Origin of the sequence: Cupriavidus malaysiensis (assembly GCF_001854325.1) — a bacterium.
In the GTDB taxonomy this organism is placed as follows: Bacteria; Pseudomonadota; Gammaproteobacteria; order Burkholderiales; family Burkholderiaceae; genus Cupriavidus; species Cupriavidus malaysiensis.
In genome coordinates this window covers 2,134,442-2,151,297 of sequence record NZ_CP017755.1, presented here as the reverse complement: position 1 = coordinate 2,151,297, position 16,856 = coordinate 2,134,442, and the positions used below count along the sequence as shown (strand labels likewise).

Below are 16,856 nucleotides of genomic sequence, written 5' to 3'. Positions count from 1 at the left end.
TAATCGACGGCAACTGCGTCCAACGCCGCCGAAGATGCCACCCGCAACGGAATCCCGCCCGTCCCGCCCTGCCGCCTGGCTGCCGCCACCCGGCTCGCCGCAGGCACGGGCGCTGGCTGGTGTCGCCGCGCGCAGCGCAGGCGGACCGCTCGCCCCGGACCTGCGCATCACCCTGAACTTCCATCCGGACCGGCTGCACGACGGTGAGCCCATCCTGCGCCGGCTGGCGGTGGACGGTGTCTACCGCTCGCAGTTCGAGACCGGCACCAGCAACGGCGGCCTGAGCGCCCATCCGGGCGGGGAGCGCTGGCGCTGGGAGAGCCGTATCTTCGAGGGCGCCTACGACGGCGAGCCGGCGGCGCAGCGGCCCAAGTACGGCGCGCTCGACGACCGGCGCGGCGGCACCGGCGGCTCGCCGCGCTTCGGCTCCGCCCACCTGCGCCTGCGCGCCGAGGTGCTGGCGCGCTGCACGTTCTGCTTCCCCGACAGCTTCTTCGAGCCGGCGCATTTCGGCGTGCCCGGCCGCATGGCGCTGCTGCCGCTGGTCGCCGCCGCGCGCATGCGGCCGGATGCGGACCTGCTGGACGGCTACATCGAGGCCCATGTCCACGGGCCGCTGCGCCTGGCCGACGATGTCGAGGCGCTGGTGCTCGATCCGAGCTTCCGCGGCACCGAGGTCGAGGCGCTGGCGGCGGGGCTGCCGTGCGCCATCGAATGGCACGCAGGCTTCCGCGTGCATGCCGAGGTGCTGGGCGCCCACCCGGACTACCGCGGCGCGGACGTCGCGCGGCTGGGCCGGGCCCTGGCGCGCGGCGGCGTGCTGACCCCGGCCATGCTGGGCGAAGCCGCGCGCAGCGGTGCCCATGACCCGCAGGCGCTGAAGCGCGTGTGGCATTGCCTGGCGCGCTTCGGGCACCCCTGAGAGGCTATTGACGGGCCACAACCCAACGGACCGGCGCGAGCTCGGCCGCAGGCCTCACCTCATCGTCGACGCACAAGGCATCCCGGTCGCGGCCGTGCAGCTGGGCGACTGAGTCCCCCCGCCATTCGCCGCTGAAAATCCACGTGACGCCAGTCGTCAAGCTTCCAAGTGCTTCCTGGCCTCGCGCACCGTCAACGCGGAAAGGTGGTCGCGATGCGCGGCGAGGAATGCCGACACGGCAGCCGGATTCCAATGCGCATAGTCGCGCAGGGCCCAGCCGATTGCCTTGCGGACGAAGACGTCGGACTCCGGCGCCAGCGTCCGAGCGTAGCGGAAGAGGCGCGCCTCGTCCGTCTCCAGCCGCCAGCCGAGCTGGTGGAGCATCGCGATACGCCGCACCCACGGCGAGCGGTGCTCGATCCAGGCGTCGGCGCGCGCCTGCGCGTCGGCGCCGGTCTTGCGCTCACGCGCGATCACGGTGCCGATCGTCACGGCCAGGCTGTCGACGGTGTCCCACCATGGCTCGGCTTGGGCGAGCGCGAGGATCGGCGCGATGTGCGCGGGATCGAACCGCTTTGCGTACTTGCGCAACAGATCCGCGGCTGCATAACGGTACTCGCGCTCGGGTTCGCGCCAAAGCCGTTGCGCGACGGCCACCCATTCGCGGTCGCGCCATGGCACGGTCGGCAGCGCGCGCAGTGCCCGCCGGCGGGCCGGCGTGGGAATGCCGAGAAACGGAAACTGATCGCGCATGTAGGCGCGCATTCGGGCGGCCGCGGCCGGATCGGCCAGCGGCTGCAGCGCGTGGCGGACGTGCCCGACGTAGGCCTCGGGAGTGATGCCGGTAGGGGAAGATGGCTGCCGTGCCCTCATGGTTGTCGGCTCCGATGCTTGTGCACAGCGCGAATGATATGAAGATTCCATGACCGGAAGCCAGTTGGTACTGTTTCGGGAAGCACCTCGCACCAAGCCGGGCGCTAGTCACGATTGTCTCCCAGGACGCAAGCGTCTTATGATTTGAATTTCGCCCGTCAATGTTCCGTATGCGAGTATTCGAGCGAAATCCAATGATCCAGCGGACCAGGCCCGAGCCGACCGATCCCGATGCCATTGATGAAAGCACTCGCACTCTATGCGGCCTGTGGGCTGCTTGCTTGCCGCGTCGCCGCGGCATCCCCCGACGAAGAGCTGCTGGGCCGGAAGCAAGGCTATCCGCTGGCGCCGACACTGGCACGCATCCACGATCCCGCTTACATCGTCGGCTCCTTCAGCGGCATGGATCGGCTCGCACCGTCTTGCGAGCTGGCGCCTGCCGATCAGCCGGTGCCACTCATGAGTGCAGACAAGGAAGCGGACGTCCGCTATCGCTTTCGCGGCCACGATTACACGCTGGCGGACTATATGCAGCACCAGCGGGCAACCGCCGTCCTGATCGTGCAGGACGGTGTGATCCTGGCCGAGCACTACGGGTACGACCGCACGCAGCACATGCGGATGTTGTCCAACTCGATGGCCAAGACGCTGGTGGCACTTGCCATAGGCAAGGCGCTGGAGGAGGGCAGCCTGCGCTCGCTGCAGGATCAGGTCGACCAGTACGTGCCTGAGTTGGCGGGCACCCTGTACGGCGGAACGCGCATCATCGACCTGCTGCGCATGGCCTCGGGCGCCAAGTACGTCGAGGACTACACTGCCGGCGACGATCGAGCGCGATTCCTCGCCACGGCTGCCAGGCAGGGCGTGCTCGCGGCCGCCGCGCAGGTGAACGAACGTGCCGATCCGCCGGGTGCGCGATTCAACTATGCGGGGGCGCAAACGGAAGTGCTGGGGCTGGTGCTCCGGGCGGCCACGCATCGCAGCCTGTGCGACTTCGTCGACGAGACGTTATGGATGCCGATGGGGGCGCAATCCAAGGCAAGCTATCTCGTGCGCGAGTCCGACGGCTCGGCGTTTGCCCAAGGCGGTTTCAACGCGACCGCGCGTGACTATGCCCGCCTGGGCGCGATGCTCGCCAACGACGGCATGGTGCAGGGCCGGCAAGTGGTGGCGCGCGACTTCCTGCTGGACATGACGGACGCCTCGCGCCAGCCAGCGCCATTTCGCCCGGGGCAGATGGTCTATCACGGCAGCCGCTACTACGGTTACGGCTTCCAGACCTGGATTCTCCCCGGAGACGCGCGGCGCTTCGTTTTGCTGGGTGTCTATGGGCAGGCGATCTACGTCGACCCGAAATCACGGCTGACTATGGTCCATCTCGCGGTGGGGCAGGATGCATCGGGTGATGCGAGCGGTGCCCACCTGGGTGCCGAACGTGACGCCTTGTGGCGCGGGGTCGTCGACCGGTTTGCTCGTTAAGGCCGCGTTGGTCGCTCACCGCATCTGGGAATCGAGCGGCCTTTGCAACGATGCGATGAGCCCGCCTGGCATGGCAGGCACCGACCGATTTCAGGGATTCAGTGGACTAGCAGCCGGGCTGCCCCGGCAGCAGCCCGAGCCGGCCCGCCTCGGCGACGATGGCGCGGGCCCGCTCGACGAAGGGGCGGTCGACCATCTTGCCGTCGACCAGGTAGGCGCCGACACCCTCCGCCTCGGCGCCGGACGCGGCCGCCACCACGCGCGCGCCGTGCGCCGCTGAGCGGACGCTTGGGGCGGGCGAGCGGGCGCTGGGGGAAGCGCCGGCGATGCGGGCAGCGCACTTCGCGCGCGATCGGCCACCGTCCTGTGTCATGATGGAGCCCGGACGGCGGCGGCCCGGAGAGGCTCAGGCAAGGCCGCCACCGGGGCGCGGGCTCCCGTGCCGGCATGTCGCGTGACAAGGGGAGAACTGCATGGTGATGATCCTGCTGATAGCGCTGCCCGTGCTGTGCGCCGCGCTGCTGCCGCTGGCGTACCGCGCCGCGGAGGACCGCGCGAGCTGGCTCGCGCTGGCCGCGCCCCTGGCCGGACTGGCGGTGCTGGCCGGCGTCGGCGCAGACGTGCTGGGCGGCCACGTGCTGGTCTGGCGCCGTCCCTGGCTGGAGTCCGCCGGACTCAACCTGAGCCTGCGCCTGGATGGGCTCGGTTTCGCCTTCGCCCTGCTGGTGCTCGGCATCGGCCTGCTGGTCTGCCTGTACGCGCGCTACTACCTGCCGCGCAGCCGCTCCACCATCCGCTTCTTCACCCTGCTGTTGCTCTTCATGGGCGCGATGCTGGGCGTGGTGCTGTCGGAGAACCTGCTGCAGCTGCTGGTGTTCTGGGAGATGACCAGCCTGGTCTCCTTCCTGCTGATCGGCTTCTGGTCCTACCGCGCCGACGCGCGCAAGGGCGCGCGCATGGCCCTGACGGTCACCGGCGGCGGCGGCCTCGCGCTGCTGGCCGGCGTGCTGCTGCTCGGCCATATCGCCGGCAGCTTCGAGCTGAGCGCGGTCCTGGCGCAGGCGGGCGCCGTGCAGAAGCATCCGCTCTATCCGGCGGTGCTGGTGCTGGTGCTGCTGGCGGCCTTCACCAAGTCGGCGCAGTTTCCCTTCCACTTCTGGCTGCCGCATGCGATGGCGGCGCCGACACCGGTCTCCTCCTACCTGCACTCGGCCACCATGGTCAAGGCCGGTGTCTTCCTGCTGGCCCGGCTCTACCCGGTGCTGGACGGCACCGGCCTGTGGTTCTACCTGGTCAGCATGACCGGCCTGGCCACGCTGGTGGTCGGCGCGGCCATGGCGCTGCTGCAGGAAGACCTGAAGGGCCTGCTGGCCTATTCGACCATCAGCCACCTGGGCCTGATCACGCTGCTGTTCGGCCTCGACACCCAGCTCAGCACGGTCGCCGCGCTGTTCCACATCTTCAACCATGCGGTCTTCAAGGCGTCGCTCTTCATGGCGGCGGGCATCATCGACCACGAGACCGGCACGCGCGACCTGAACCGGCTGCGCGGCCTGCGCCACTACATGCCGCATACCGCGCTGCTGGCCAGCGTGGCATCGCTGTCGATGGCCGGCGTGCCGCTGCTGAACGGCTTCCTCAGCAAGGAGATGTTCTTCGGCGAGACCCTTGCGCAGGAACTGCTGGGCAGCTTCAACTGGGTCATCCCGGCGCTGGCGACGCTGGCCGGCGCGCTCACGGTCTGCTATTCGCTGCGCTTCATCTACGGTGTGTTCTTCGACGGCCGGCCGCGGCCGGAGGACCTGCCGCACTACCCGCCGCACGAACCCAGCCCCTACATGAAGATCCCGGTGGAGGTGCTGGTGGTGATCTGCCTGGTGGTGGGGCTGGAGCCCTCGCTGAGCGTCGGCGCGCTGCTGGCGGCGGCGTCGGTGGCCACGCTGGGCGGGCCGCCGCCGGCCTACAGCCTGAGCCTGTGGCACGGCTTCAACCTGCCGCTGCTGATGAGCGCGGTGTCGATGGCGGCCGGCTCCGTGCTGTTCTTCCGCCGGCGCGGCGTGTTCCACCGCTACTTCGTCAGCCTGCAGCCGTGGAACGCGCGCGACCGCTTCGAGGCCGCGGTGGCCTGGGCCGAGGGCACCGCGCGCGCTATCACGCGCGCGCTGGAGAATGGCTCGGTGCAGCGCTACCTGGCCTGCCTGGCGGCGGCCATGGTGTTGCTGCCGGCCTGGGCGTGGTGGCAGGGCGCGGCCGGCTCCGCGCCGCTGGCGGGGCCGCTGGCCGCCGGTCCGCTCGACGGCGCCACCGCGGCCGGCATGGCGCTGCTGGCGCTGGGCGCGCTCGGCGTGGTGGCCAGCCACCGGCACCGCCTGACCGCGCTGATCCTGCTGAGTGCCTGCGGCCTGCTGGTGGCACTGGCCTTCACGCGCTTCTCGGCGCCGGACCTGGCGCTGACCCAGCTCAGCGTGGAGGTGGTGACGGTGCTGCTGCTGGTGCTGGCGCTGTATTTCATGCCGCGCAGCACGCTCGCGGTCGATGCCGCGCCGGCGCCCGGGCCGGGGCGGCGCCTGCGCGACATCGCCATCGCGCTGGCGGCCGGCGGAGCGCTCGGCGGCGCGGCCTATGCGGTGCTGACGCGGCCCTACCAGAGCATCGGCGACTTCTTCCTCGCCAACGCCGTGGAGGGCGGTGGCGGCCACAACGTGGTCAATGTGATCCTGGTGGATTTCCGTGGCTTCGATACGTTGGGCGAGGTCTGCGTGCTGGTGGTCACCGCGCTGGCCGTGCAGGCCCTGCTCAAGGGTATGCGGCTGCCGGCGCCCGGCCTGGGGCCCAACGGCTTCCCGTGGTCGCGCCAGGGGCATCCGCTGCTGCTCTCGATCCTGGCGCGGCTGATGCTGCCGCTCACCCTGATGGTGGCCGTCTTCATCCTGTTGCGCGGCCACAACCTGCCCGGCGGCGGCTTCATCGCCGCGCTGGTGACGGCGGTGGCGCTGCTGCTGCAGTACGTCGCCAACGGCGTGCTGTGGACGGAGGCGCGCATCACGCTGGACTACCGCGCGCTGGCCGGCGCCGGCGTGGCGCTGGCGGGCCTGGCGGGAGCGGGCAGCTGGGCCTTCGGCGCCCCTTTCCTGACCGCTGCCTTCGGCCACTTCCACCTGCCGCTGCTCGGCGAGATCGAGCTGGCCACGGCGATGATCTTCGACCTGGGGGTCTACCTCGCGGTGATCGGCGTGACCCTGCTGATCCTGTCGCACCTGGGCGTCAAGCATCGCGAAATGCAGCCGGAACGGCAGGAACAGCAGGAACAGCCCGGACTTCAAGTGCAAGAGGAGAACGCCTGATGGAAGCTGCCTATGCCATGACGCTGGCCGTGCTGATGTCCTGCGGGGTCTACCTGCTGCTGCGCGCGCGGATCTTTTCCGTGGTGATGGGACTGACCCTGGTGTCGTACGCCGTCAACCTGTTCCTGCTGGCGATGGGGCGGCTGTCGACCGGCAAGCCGCCGGTGATCGCGCCCGGCGCGGCCTATGCCGATCCCGTGCCGCAGGCGCTGGTGCTGACCGCCATCGTGATCAGCTTCGCCATGACGGCCTTCGTCATGGTGCTGGCGCTGCGCTCGCTGGGGCTGTCGGACAGCGACCATGTCGACGGCTGCATGGCGGAGCGCATGGAGCAGGGGCGCGCGGAACCGGCGCACGAGCATGCCGGCAAGGCGGCGGAGCCTGCGGATACGATCGCGATGCCGGCCGCGCGCCCGGGGGAGGGCGCATGAACCACGGCCTGCTGCTTCCCATCCTGCTGCCGATGTTCGCCGGCAGCCTGCTGGCCATGGTACCGGTGCACTGGTTGGGGTACCGGCGCGGCATCGGCGTCGCCGCCACGCTGCTGCAGCTGCCGTTGGCGGCCTGGCTGCTGGCCCAGGCGAGCGGCGGCGCGATCCAGGTCTACGCGCTCGGCAACTGGCCGGCGCCCTATGGCATCGCCCTGCAGCTCGACCGGCTGGCCGCGCTGATGCTGGTGCTGAGCGCGCTGCTGGCCACCGCCGCCGTACTCTACGCCGCGCGTGGCGACGACCGGCTCGGGCGCAACTTCCACGCCATGTTCCAGTTCCAGCTGATGGGGCTGAACGGCGCCTTCCTGGCCGGCGACCTCTTCAACCTCTTCGTGTTCTTCGAGATCCTGCTGATCGCCTCCTACGCGCTGATGGTGCACGGTGGCGGGCGCGAGCGTGTCGGCGCCGGGCTGCACTATGTGCTGATCAACCTGGCGGGTTCGTCCTTCTTCCTGGTCGCGATCGGCATCCTGTACGGCGTCACCGGCACGCTCAACCTGGCCGACCTCGGCGTGCGGCTGGCGCGCCTGGATGCCGGCACGCTGCCGCTGGCGCGCGCGGCCGGCGTATTGCTGATGCTGGTGTTCGGGCTGAAGGCGGCGGTCTTCCCGCTCTACTTCTGGCTGCCGCGCGCCTATGCCAGCACCAGCGGCGCGGTGGCGGCGCTGTTCGCCATCATGTCCAAGGTCGGCATCTACGCCATCCTGCGCTTCACCGCGCTGGTGTTCGGCGCCGAGGCCGGGCTGCTGGCCGGCTTCCTGCGCCACGGACTGTGGTGGCTGGCGCTGGCGACCATGGTGCTGGGCGCGCTGGGGGCGCTGGCCTCGACCCGGCTGAGCCAGCTCGCCGCCTACCTGGTGATGACCTCGGTGGGGTTGCTGGCGGCCGGCGTCTGCCTGGCCGGCGCGGCGGCCTGGAGCGCTACCCTCTACTACCTGCTGAGCACCACGCTGTGCACGGCGGCGTTGTTCCTGCTGGCCGACTGCCTGGAGCCGGGCCAAGGCAGCGCGGCCGCGCCTGCCGCCGCGCCGGCTCATGGCGGCCACGGCGGCCATGGCGAGCATGAGCCGCCGCCGGCCCGCCACGGCAGCCTGCCGGCGGTGCTGTTCCTGCTGGCCGCGGTGGCGGCGGTCGGCCTGCCGCCGCTGTCGGGCTTCTTCGGCAAGTTCCTGCTGATGCGCGCGGTGCCGCTGGCGCAGGCGGCGGTGCTGTGGCCGGTGCTGCTGCTGTCCAGCCTGCTGCTGATCGTGGCGGTCAGCCGCACCGGCACGCGCCTGCTGTGGCGCCTGCCGCGCGAGGGCGGCGGCCACGCCGAGCCGGATGGCGCGCGCCTGGCCTGCTGCGCCATCCTGGTGGGCGCCGGCGTGGCCCTGGTGCTGTTCGCGCGGCCGCTGACCGCCTACCTCGATGCCACCGCGGCGCAGCTGCTCGATCGCAACGGCTATGTGCAGGCCGTGCTGGGCAGGGAGGGCTGAACCATGCTGAAGCGCCTGTTTCCCCATCCCTGGCTGAGCGCCATCCTGCTGCTGCTGTGGCTGCTGCTGTCCAACGGCTTCTCCGCCGCCGACTGGGTGGCCGGGGCCGTGCTGGCCTGGGCCATCGCGCTGGTGATGGACAAGGGGCTGTGGCTGCGCCCGGTGCAGGTGCGCCACCCCTGGCTGCTGCTGCGGCTGGCGCTGGTGGTGCTGTACGACATCGTGATGGCCAACCTGGAGGTCGCGCTGCTGGTGCTGGGCCCGCCGGCGCGGCTGCGCCCGGCCTTCATCGAGGTGCCGCTCGATGTCGACCACGAGATCGCCCTGACGGCGCTGATCAGCGTGGTATCGCTGACGCCCGGCACCCTGTGTGTCGAGCTGAGCGAGGACCGCCGCCGCCTGCTGGTGCACGTGCTCGACCTGCAGGACGAGGCCGCATTGACGGCCCTGATCAAGACGCGCTATGAGGCGCCACTGAAGGAGATCTTCGTATGCTCGCCATCGTGATCCCGGTCTGCATGGCCATCGTCGGCCTGGCGGTGCTGCTCGCCTGCGCCCGCCTGGTCAAGGGGCCGGGACTGCCCGACCGCATCGTCGCCCTCGACACCCTCAATATCAACGCCATCGCGCTGATCGTGCTGTACGGCATCTGGCTGCGTTCGGCGCTGTTCTTCGAGATCGCGCTGCTGATCGCCGTGATGGGCTTCCTGGGCACCGTCGCGCTGACCAAGTACCTGCAGCGCGGCAAGATCATCGAGATGCAATAGGAGAGGAGAAGCCATGTCGTTCGCCGCGGAACTTGCCGCCTGCGCGCTGCTGCTGATCGGCAGCGTCTTCATCCTGGTCGGCTCGCTGGGCCTGTACCGGCTGCCGGACTTCTTCATGCGCCTGCACGGACCCACCAAGTCCACCACGCTCGGCGTGGGCGGCGTGGTGGCCGGCTCGGTGGTGGCCTTCAGCAGCCAGGGCGCCGGCTTGAGCCTGCACGAGCTGCTGATCACCGCCTTCCTGTTCCTGACCGCGCCGATCAGTGCCCACATGCTGGCCAAGGCCGCGCTGCAGCAGCGCCTGAAGGTGGAGGCGCGCACACGCGGCAAGGCCTGGGAGCCGGAATAGCGGGCCGGGGCGGGAGGGGGATTTTCGCTCCCGCGCGGAAACTGAATCGGCGCCGCGGGGCTGTTTCCGTCGCCGCCGCGCGGGGAAGATGGGCACCTGTCTCCGACCCGATCGACCCGATCCCGGGAAGCCCGCCATGAAAGCCGTCGCCTTCTACCAGAACCTGCCCATCGAGGCCCCCGATTCACTGCGGGATGTCGAGCTCCCCGCGCCCGAGCCCGGCCCGCGCGACCTGCTGGTCGAGGTGCGCGCCGTCTCCGTCAACCCGGTCGACACCAAGGTGCGCGCCAATATGCCGCCCGCCGCGGGGCAGCCGCGCGTGCTGGGCTGGGATGCGGCCGGCGTGGTGCGGGCGGTGGGGGCCGAGGTCACGCTGTTCCGTCCGGGCGACCGGGTCTGGTACGCCGGCGCGCTGCAGCGCCAGGGCACCAACAGCGAACAGCATGTGGTCGACGAGCGCATTGTCGGGCACATGCCATCCTCGCTGGACTTCGCCCACGCCGCCGCGCTGCCGCTGACCGCCATCACCGCCTGGGAACTGCTGTTCGACCGCCTGCAGGTGGCGCAGCAGCGCGATCCTTGCGGGCGCAGCCTGCTGGTGGTGGGCGCCGCCGGCGGGGTCGGCTCGATCCTGGTGCAACTGGCGCGCCGGCTCACCGGACTGCGTGTGATCGGCACCGCTTCGCGGCCGCAGACCGCCGACTGGGTGCGCGAGCTGGGGGCACACGAGGTGATCGACCACAGCAAGCCGCTGGCCGAGGAGCTGCGCCGCGTCGGCGTGGGCGAGGTCGACTACGTGGCCAGCCTGAACCAGAGCGACCGTCACTTCGACCAGATCGTCGAGGCGATCCGCCCGCAGGGCCGCTTTGCGCTGATCGACGATCCGGAGCTGGTCGATTTCCGCAAGCTCAAGCGCAAGAGCGTGTCGCTGCACTGGGAGTTCATGTTCACGCGCTCGATGTTCGCCACCGACGACCAGGTGCGGCAGCACGAGCTGCTGGAGCAGGTTGCCGCGATGGTCGATGCCGGTACGCTGCGCACCACGCTGGGCGAGCATTTCGGCACGATCGACGCCGCCAGCCTGAAGCGCGCCCATGCCTTGCTGGAGAGCCAGCGCGCGCGCGGCAAGATCGTGCTGGAAGGGTTCTGAGCGGGGGCGCCAGCGTGTGCGGCGAGTGAGGCGAGTGAGGCGAGTGAGGCGAGTGTGGCGTGTGAGCAGGGTGGCGCTAGGCCCGCCGCGGCACCCGCTTGCGCGGCGCGCCAGGCGCCGCAGAGCCAACCTCGTCCACCTGGCCCACAGTGTTCACCGTGGGCCCTCCGCCAGGTAGGCCCGGATGCGTGCCTGCAGGACGTCGCGCAGGCTGGCCAGCGTGGGCGACAGCGCCAGGCGGTGGGTGCAGATCAGGTGCAGCGGCGCAGCTTCCGGCTGCCAGTCCTCGAGCGCGGCCTGCAGGCGGCCGGCGCGCAGGTCGGCCAGCACGTCCAGCCGCGACTTGTAGGCGATGCCGTGCCCGCCCACCGCCCAGCGCCGCACCAGTTCGCCGTCGTCGCTGGCGCGGTTGCCGGCCACCTTGACCACGCGGGTGTGCGCGCCCGAGTGGAAGGTCCAGTGGTCGTGGGTGGCGTCGCTCAGGGCGAAGCGCAGGCAGTTGTGCTCGCGCAGCGCGTCCGGGGTGGCGGGTTTGCCGTGGCGCGCGAAGTAGGCCGGCGCGGCCACCAGCACGCGCCGGTTGTCCGGCGCCAGCGGCAGCGCCACCAGCGAGGAGTCGTCGGGCACGCCGTAGCGCACCACGGCGTCCACGCGCTGGCGGAACATGTCGACCAGGCGGTCGCCGATGCGCACGTGCAGCGAGACCGCGGGGTGGGCCTGCTGGAAGGCATCCAGCCAGGGCGCCAGCACGTGGCGGCCGAGGTCCGAGGGGATCGACAGCGAGACCTCGCCGCCGATGGCCTGGCGTCCTTGGGCGAGCGCGTCGCGGCCGGCATCGAGGTCGGCCAGCGCGCGGCGCGCGTGTGCCAGGTAGCGTTCGCCTTCCTGCGTCAGGCCCAGGCTGCGCGTGGAGCGCGCCAGCAGCCGCACGCCCAGTTCGCCCTCCAGCCGCTTGACCGCCGCGCTGGCGGCGGCCGGCGCGATATTGGCCACGCGCGCGGCGGCCGACAGGCTGCCGTTGTCGGCGGCCAGCACGAAGATGGCGAGATCGTCGAGGCGGAGCATGGCGGGTGGCGCAAAGGACTGCCTGGCGCGGCCGGGCGGGGCGCCATCTTACTATGCCTGCCCTGGCGGCCGGTCCGCCGCACCGCCTCAGGCTGGCAGCGCCGGCCGCTCGACGCCGTCCGGCAGCCCGATGCAGGCGACGCGGAAGACGTTGCCTTCGGGGTCTTCCAGTACCGCCTGCCATTGCCCGTAGTAGGTGGGATAGGGCCCCTTGCGCAGGCGTCCGCCCAGCGCCGTTGCGCGCCGCGCCGCGGCATCGACCGCGTGCGGGGCGTCCAGCATCAGCGTCGGGTAGGCCACCACCGGCGGCGCGCCCGCGCCGGCCTGCGGGCGGCGGTCTTCGAGCGCCAGCAAGGCATAGGCCGGGGCGGCGTTGAAGCCGAACTGGAAGCCTGGCGCCTCCAGCGCGCGGTAGATCGGCGAACGGCTCGCCACGGCTTCGGGCAGCGCCAGCAGCGCGCCGTAGAAGCCGCACTGGGCCTCGATGTCGCGGCACAGCAGATGGAACCAGAGCTTCATGCGGGCTCTCCCGCTGCGGCGACGCCGGCGTGTCCGGCCTGGCCGGCGGCAGCCGGGCCGCGCTGCAGGCCGTAGGTCTTGTCGTACATCTCGCGCAGGTGCTCGCCGGCGGTGCAGGGCGCGAAGCGCGGGGCCTCGCCGGCCGGCACCACGCCCGGCACCGGCTCGATGCGGGCCAGGTAGTCGGGTTCGTAGAAGAAGGGGATCGAATAGCGCGGCGCGCCGCCCGAATGCACGTTGCGCACGCGGTGCGGGTTGGAGTGGTAGAGGCCGTTGGTCCAGCGCGGGATCATGTCGCCCAGGTTGACCACGAAGCAGCCGTCGATCGGCGTGGCCGCCACCCAGCTGCCGTCCGGCATGCACACTTCCAGGCCGCCGTGCGCGTCCTGGGCCAGTACCGTGACGCAGCCCCAGTCGGTGTGGGCGCCGGCGCCGAAGGTGCGCGTGTCGGCATCGGCCGGATGGGCCGGATAGCGGACCATGCGCAGCGTCACCATGGGACTGTCGCTGGTGTGGTCGAAGTAGTGCTCGGGCAGGTCGAGCGACAGCGCGATCAGCTGCATCAGGCGGCGCGACAGCGCCAGCATGGCCTGGATGTAGGCCTCGCACTGCGCCGGTGCCCCGGGCAGTTCGGCCGGCCACTGGTTGTGGCCGTAGGACTGGTAGCCGGCCAGCACATAGGGATGCTGGTCCGGATAGGCCATGCCGCAGAAGAAGCTCTCTTTCAGGTCGGGGCGGGCGTGCTCGTCCAGGGTCTGCTCGCCGAGGTTCTCGAAGCCGCGCAGGGTGGGCGAGTTGCGCATCGCCAGCGCCGCGCGGGTGGCGGCGGGCAGGTCGAGCAGTTGCTCGGCGAGGGCGAACTGCCGCGCCACCTGGGCGGCATCGACGCCGTGCTGGCGCACGTAGAAGAAGCCGCTGGACATGGCGGCCGCGCGCAGCTGGCGCGCCACCTCGGCGCTGCGCGGCGCGCCCGGCGCGAGGGCATCGGTGAGGTCGAGGATGGGAAGGGCCATGGCGTGTCCCTCCCTCAGGCCTTGAGGCGGCGCTCGGCCGCGGCGGGCAGGAACTGCTCGCTCCAGATGTCGGCCGGGGCCGGCGCCGTCTTCAGGCCGAAGGCGCCGGCAGTCTCGTCGAGGGTGGCCTGCAGGCGCGCGGTGGTGGCCGCGCCCCAGCCGTCGCGCCGCGTGTCGGGGGTCTTCATGGTGCCGTCGACGATCAGGCGCAGGCGCTCCAGTTCGAGCGTCTCGTCGGCCAGCGGCTCGCGCGCCTTGACGGCGGCGGCGCCGGCCTTGGGATCGGCGATGGCATCGAGCCAGCCGCGCGTGGACGCCTTGACGAAGGCGCGCAGGACCTCCGGCTCGGCCATGGCGCGGCGGTTGGCCACCAGGCCGTTGCCGTAGGACTTCATGCCGTAGTCGGAGAAGCGGAACACGGTCAGGTGTTCGGGGCCCATGCCGCGCGCCTTGAGATTGAGCAGGCCGGTGAAGAAGAAGTAGGCGGCGGCGTCGAAGTCGCCCTTGGCGAAGCGCGTGTCGCCGAGGTCCGGCGCGACGTTTTCCCACTGCACCCCGGCCGCGTCGAAGCCCTGCGCCTTGGCGAACACCGGGAACAGCTTGCGCGAGGCATTGAAGGGCTGGCCCAGGATGCGCTTGCCGGCCAGGTCGGCCGGGCGGGCGATGGGGCCGCCCTTGCGCACCAGGATGGCGTTGGGGTTCAGGTCGTACTGGATCGCCACCGCCTTGAGGGCGGCGGACGGGTTGTTGACGTTGAACTCGATCATGCTGGCCAGGTCGGCCGAGGCGCAGTCGTAGGCGCCCCCGGCCACCAGGCTGATGGCCGAGGACGAGCCGTTGCCGGTATCGATGGTGAGGTCCAGGCCGGCTGCCTTGTAGTAGCCGCGCTGCTGCGCGAGCAGGAAGCCGGCGCCGGAGGCTTCCACCTTCCAGCCCAGGTTGAACTTGAACTTCTGCTGCGAGCCGGTGGCACGCACGAACGGCGTGGCGGCTAGCAGGGCGGTCGCGCCGGCGGCGCGTAACAGGGAGCGTCGTTGCATGGTGGTCCTTGCCCTCGTGGCGAATGACGGTCGGTCACCGGTGCGGCCGCCGGAAGCGGCATGGCATGCGCGGGGTCGCGCGGCGGCGGGTGGCGGCGTCGCACCTCGTTGGAGCAATTTCCGGGCGGCGGGGCCGCTGAACGCTTCTACTCCTGCAGCGTTTTTGCAGGAACCGTGCCATGGGGTGAAGCGGCGAGCCGGCGGCGCGCTGATGGTGCGCTGACGGTGCGTGGATGCTGCGCCGCCGGCCGGATTGGTGCGGGCCGCCTGCTGCATGCACCGGCTGGCGGCGCCGCCGAGGTGGCGTGGCGCCGCGGCGGTGCGCGCCATGGGCGCGAACGGCGCGCCGGGCGCTGGCCCGGAACCTGCTTGATCCCGGGCAAGAGTAGAAGCGTTCACCAGCCGTGTGCATGCCGGGCATGCGACGGCAGGCCGGGAATTGCTCTTGCGGTCCGCGCGCCGCGAACACTGTGTTCGCCGCCGCCGGGGCCCGGGGGCGATGCGGCCGCGCTGGCGGGACGCTGCTCCCGGTACCCGGTCGGCCGGCGCTGCGCGGTCCGGCCATCCTCATCCCGTACCAGGAGAATCCATATGAACGAGACCACCGCCATCCCCGCCGTTTCCCTTGCCACCGCCGATGCCGACGCCATGACCGCGGCAGGGGCGGGCTCGGCCCTCGCCGAGCTGCGCAAGGAGTCGCGCATGGGTGCCATGGGCTCCGAGACCCATGCGCGCGAGATCCGCCGCATCGACCTGTCCGACTTCGCGCGCCGCAAGGCCGAGATCGCCGACCAGCTCTGGCAGGCTGCCACCGAGGTCGGCTTCTTCCAGGTCGCCAACCACGGCATCGATCTCGCACGGGTGCACGAGGCCTTCGCCATGACCGAGCGCTTCTTCGCCCTGCCCGAGGCGGTCAAGGCGCGCCACCCGCTCAAGAAGGCGCTCAATGCCGGCTGGGAGAGCAAGGCCCAGGTGCGGCCGTCGACCGGCACGCCGGACCAGAAGGAGTCCTACCAGATCACGCGCCCGCACATGGACGGCCTGTGGCCGGGCGAGGAAGCCCTGGCCGGCTTCCAGTCCACCCTGCTCGCCTTCGAGGCGCAGTGCTGGGAGGTAGGCATGAAAGTGCTGTCGTGCTTCGCCGACAAGCTGGGCTTCGACAGCGACTTCTTCACGCGCGCGCACGCGCCCGCCTCGCCCGAGTACCAGAGCACGCTGCGCCTGCTGCACTACTATGCGATCCCGCCCGAGTACCAGGACAAGCTCGGCCTGTGGCGCGCCGGCGCCCACACCGACTTCGACTGCCTGACGCTGCTGTTCCAGCGCACCGGGCAGGGCGGCCTGCAGGTCTGCCCGGGCAAGGAGATGGAGGCGCAGCAATGGACCTCGATCGAACCCGACGAGACCGTCATCACCTGCAATATCGGCGACATGCTGATGCGCTGGAGCGACGACCGGCTGCCTTCCAACTTCCACCGCGTCAGGAATCCGGCGCCGCACGAGTCCATGGGTGCGCGCTACAGCATCGCCTTCTTCTGCCAGGCCAACCGCGATGCCATCATCGCGGGACCGGCCGGCAAGTACCCGCCGATCAGCGCGGGCGACTACCTCAAGCAGCGCGTCAGCGCGAACTTCAAGGCGTACTGAAGGCGCCGGAAATCATGGCGCCGCGCCTGGCATCGCTCGCAGCATCGCTCATGGCACCTCACCGGCGGCGCTGACGCGGTAGACGCAGCGCCGCGCGCCGGCCAGCAGATGCTCCTCGCGCTCGACGCGCGCCTGCGCGCCGAGCACCTCGCGGAACACCTGCAGCTCGGCGCGGCAGAAGCCCTGGCAGGTCTGCGCGGCGGCGCAGATCGGGCAGTGGTCTTCGATCAGCAGCCAATCCTCGCCGTCGCGCTCGACCCGTGCCATATAGCCTTCCGCCTCGCGCAGCGCGGCGAGCCGGCGCACGCGCTCGGGTAGCGTGGCCTCGCCGGCGCAGGCGCGCGTGTAGTCCTCGCGTGCCTGCTGCTCGCGCTGCCCGATCAGCTTGTCCAGCCCGGCTTCGCCGAACAGTTGGCGGATCGAGCCGATCAGCTGCACCGTGAGCTGTGCGTGGGTGTCGGGAAAGCGCGCCTGCCCGGCCGCGCTCAATTCCCATTCCTGGCGCGGGCGCCCGGCGCCGGCCGCGGCCTGGCGCCGCCCTTCGACGAGGCCGGCCGCGAGCAGCTTCTGCACCTGCTGGCGCGCGGCCTCGGCGGTGATCTGCAGGCGCTCGGCAATCTGCGCGGTCGAGGCCGGTCCGCGCGTTTTCAGCAAGAAGAGGATGCGATCCGACGGCTGCGGATTCCCTGAATTATCCAAGGGATTTGTTGTGTAATTCACTG

Annotated in this window: 17 protein-coding genes and 1 pseudogene; 11 read left to right on the top strand and 7 right to left on the bottom strand. The window is 71.0% G+C overall.

Annotated features, from left to right (window positions below; translation table 11 throughout):
- The first annotated feature begins 34 nt into the window (after positions 1–34).
- Both BKK80_RS29040 and BKK80_RS36785 read left to right on the top strand, forming a co-directional pair.
- Entirely contained in the window at positions 35–922 is an 888-nt protein-coding gene (locus BKK80_RS29040; protein WP_084545804.1) for a DUF3626 domain-containing protein, read from the top strand.
- A 13-nt stretch (positions 923–935) separates the two neighbouring features.
- Positions 936–1,019: pseudogene (locus BKK80_RS36785) on the top strand (IS5/IS1182 family transposase); the annotation flags it as partial.
- A 59-nt stretch (positions 1,020–1,078) separates the two neighbouring features.
- Here BKK80_RS36785 and BKK80_RS29035 read toward each other — a convergent pair.
- Positions 1,079–1,795, bottom strand: a complete 717-nt coding sequence (locus BKK80_RS29035; protein ID WP_232346398.1) for a DNA alkylation repair protein — start codon at positions 1,793–1,795, stop codon at positions 1,079–1,081.
- Between the two features lie 240 nt (positions 1,796–2,035).
- Between BKK80_RS29035 and BKK80_RS29030 the strand changes: the two genes are divergently transcribed.
- Positions 2,036–3,274 carry a serine hydrolase domain-containing protein gene (locus BKK80_RS29030; protein WP_071072309.1) on the top strand — a complete coding sequence of 413 codons (1,239 nt, stop codon included), beginning with the start codon at positions 2,036–2,038 and terminating at the stop codon, positions 3,272–3,274.
- A 106-nt stretch (positions 3,275–3,380) separates the two neighbouring features.
- Here BKK80_RS29030 and BKK80_RS36780 read toward each other — a convergent pair whose 3' ends face one another.
- On the bottom strand, positions 3,381–3,530 hold the full coding sequence (locus BKK80_RS36780; RefSeq protein ID WP_205683729.1) for a hypothetical protein: 150 nt from the start codon (positions 3,528–3,530) through the stop codon (positions 3,381–3,383).
- A 217-nt stretch (positions 3,531–3,747) separates the two neighbouring features.
- On the opposite strand from BKK80_RS36780, the gene BKK80_RS29025 reads away from it, so the two are divergent.
- From BKK80_RS29025 to BKK80_RS28995, 7 genes are all read left to right on the top strand, one after another.
- Positions 3,748–6,618: a monovalent cation/H+ antiporter subunit A gene (locus tag BKK80_RS29025; protein WP_071072307.1), complete on the top strand. Its 2,871-nt coding sequence runs from the start codon at positions 3,748–3,750 to the stop codon at positions 6,616–6,618.
- Positions 6,618–7,049 (top strand): Na+/H+ antiporter subunit C, encoded by a 432-nt coding sequence (locus BKK80_RS29020; protein WP_084085562.1) that lies wholly within the window; start codon positions 6,618–6,620, stop codon positions 7,047–7,049. The genes BKK80_RS29025 and BKK80_RS29020 overlap by 1 nt, the downstream gene beginning before the upstream one ends.
- Positions 7,046–8,584, top strand: a complete 1,539-nt coding sequence (locus BKK80_RS29015) for a monovalent cation/H+ antiporter subunit D (RefSeq protein WP_071072305.1) — start codon at positions 7,046–7,048, stop codon at positions 8,582–8,584. The genes BKK80_RS29020 and BKK80_RS29015 overlap by 4 nt, the downstream gene beginning before the upstream one ends.
- 3 nt (positions 8,585–8,587) lie before the next feature.
- A complete protein-coding gene (locus BKK80_RS29010) occupies positions 8,588–9,091 on the top strand; it encodes a Na+/H+ antiporter subunit E (RefSeq protein ID WP_071019378.1) in 504 nt (167 codons plus the stop codon).
- Positions 9,076–9,351, top strand: coding sequence for a K+/H+ antiporter subunit F (locus BKK80_RS29005; protein ID WP_071019379.1), 276 nt, complete (start codon positions 9,076–9,078; stop codon positions 9,349–9,351). The genes BKK80_RS29010 and BKK80_RS29005 overlap by 16 nt, the downstream gene beginning before the upstream one ends.
- 13 nt (positions 9,352–9,364) lie before the next feature.
- Complete coding sequence (locus BKK80_RS29000; protein WP_071019382.1) at positions 9,365–9,700, top strand: Na+/H+ antiporter subunit G; 336 nt, start codon at positions 9,365–9,367, stop codon at positions 9,698–9,700.
- Between the two features lie 136 nt (positions 9,701–9,836).
- A complete protein-coding gene (locus BKK80_RS28995; RefSeq protein ID WP_071072302.1) occupies positions 9,837–10,850 on the top strand; it encodes a zinc-binding alcohol dehydrogenase family protein in 1,014 nt (337 codons plus the stop codon).
- Positions 10,851–11,003: 153 nt separating this feature from the next.
- Here the strand turns inward: BKK80_RS28995 and BKK80_RS28990 are convergent, their stop codons facing one another.
- The 4 genes from BKK80_RS28990 to BKK80_RS28975 all read right to left on the bottom strand — a co-directional run bounded on the left by BKK80_RS28990 (position 11,004) and on the right by BKK80_RS28975 (position 14,487).
- Positions 11,004–11,915, bottom strand: coding sequence for a LysR family transcriptional regulator (locus BKK80_RS28990; protein WP_071019388.1), 912 nt, complete (start codon positions 11,913–11,915; stop codon positions 11,004–11,006).
- A gap of 87 nt (positions 11,916–12,002) precedes the next feature.
- Entirely contained in the window at positions 12,003–12,434 is a 432-nt protein-coding gene (locus tag BKK80_RS28985; RefSeq protein WP_071072300.1) for a glyoxalase/bleomycin resistance/extradiol dioxygenase family protein, read from the bottom strand.
- On the bottom strand, positions 12,431–13,447 hold the full coding sequence (locus BKK80_RS28980) for an isopenicillin N synthase family dioxygenase (protein WP_084085560.1): 1,017 nt from the start codon (positions 13,445–13,447) through the stop codon (positions 12,431–12,433). Before BKK80_RS28980 ends, BKK80_RS28985 begins: the two co-directional genes overlap by 4 nt.
- Before the next feature lie 14 nt (positions 13,448–13,461).
- Positions 13,462–14,487: an ABC transporter substrate-binding protein gene (locus tag BKK80_RS28975; protein ID WP_071040131.1), complete on the bottom strand. Its 1,026-nt coding sequence runs from the start codon at positions 14,485–14,487 to the stop codon at positions 13,462–13,464.
- A 648-nt stretch (positions 14,488–15,135) separates the two neighbouring features.
- On the opposite strand from BKK80_RS28975, the gene BKK80_RS28970 reads away from it, so the two are divergent.
- Positions 15,136–16,134, top strand: a complete 999-nt coding sequence (locus BKK80_RS28970; RefSeq protein ID WP_071073402.1) for an isopenicillin N synthase family dioxygenase — start codon at positions 15,136–15,138, stop codon at positions 16,132–16,134.
- Between the two features lie 48 nt (positions 16,135–16,182).
- On the opposite strand, the gene BKK80_RS28965 is transcribed toward BKK80_RS28970, so the two are convergent.
- Positions 16,183–16,854: a helix-turn-helix transcriptional regulator gene (locus BKK80_RS28965; protein WP_071019396.1), complete on the bottom strand. Its 672-nt coding sequence runs from the start codon at positions 16,852–16,854 to the stop codon at positions 16,183–16,185.
- Between the last annotated feature and the right edge of the window lie 2 nt (positions 16,855–16,856).

Coding starts and splice junctions, on each gene's coding strand:
- BKK80_RS29040 (WP_084545804.1), top strand. CDS start 35: ATGCCACCCGCAACGGAATCCCGCCCGTCCCGCCCTGCCGCCTGGCTG.
- BKK80_RS29035 (WP_232346398.1), bottom strand. CDS start 1,795: ATGAGGGCACGGCAGCCATCTTCCCCTACCGGCATCACTCCCGAGGCC.
- BKK80_RS29030 (WP_071072309.1), top strand. CDS start 2,036: ATGAAAGCACTCGCACTCTATGCGGCCTGTGGGCTGCTTGCTTGCCGC.
- BKK80_RS29025 (WP_071072307.1), top strand. CDS start 3,748: ATGGTGATGATCCTGCTGATAGCGCTGCCCGTGCTGTGCGCCGCGCTG.
- BKK80_RS29020 (WP_084085562.1), top strand. CDS start 6,618: ATGGAAGCTGCCTATGCCATGACGCTGGCCGTGCTGATGTCCTGCGGG.
- BKK80_RS29015 (WP_071072305.1), top strand. CDS start 7,046: ATGAACCACGGCCTGCTGCTTCCCATCCTGCTGCCGATGTTCGCCGGC.
- BKK80_RS29010 (WP_071019378.1), top strand. CDS start 8,588: ATGCTGAAGCGCCTGTTTCCCCATCCCTGGCTGAGCGCCATCCTGCTG.
- BKK80_RS29005 (WP_071019379.1), top strand. CDS start 9,076: ATGCTCGCCATCGTGATCCCGGTCTGCATGGCCATCGTCGGCCTGGCG.
- BKK80_RS29000 (WP_071019382.1), top strand. CDS start 9,365: ATGTCGTTCGCCGCGGAACTTGCCGCCTGCGCGCTGCTGCTGATCGGC.
- BKK80_RS28995 (WP_071072302.1), top strand. CDS start 9,837: ATGAAAGCCGTCGCCTTCTACCAGAACCTGCCCATCGAGGCCCCCGAT.
- BKK80_RS28990 (WP_071019388.1), bottom strand. CDS start 11,915: ATGCTCCGCCTCGACGATCTCGCCATCTTCGTGCTGGCCGCCGACAAC.
- BKK80_RS28985 (WP_071072300.1), bottom strand. CDS start 12,434: ATGAAGCTCTGGTTCCATCTGCTGTGCCGCGACATCGAGGCCCAGTGC.
- BKK80_RS28980 (WP_084085560.1), bottom strand. CDS start 13,447: ATGGCCCTTCCCATCCTCGACCTCACCGATGCCCTCGCGCCGGGCGCG.
- BKK80_RS28975 (WP_071040131.1), bottom strand. CDS start 14,487: ATGCAACGACGCTCCCTGTTACGCGCCGCCGGCGCGACCGCCCTGCTA.
- BKK80_RS28970 (WP_071073402.1), top strand. CDS start 15,136: ATGACCGCGGCAGGGGCGGGCTCGGCCCTCGCCGAGCTGCGCAAGGAG.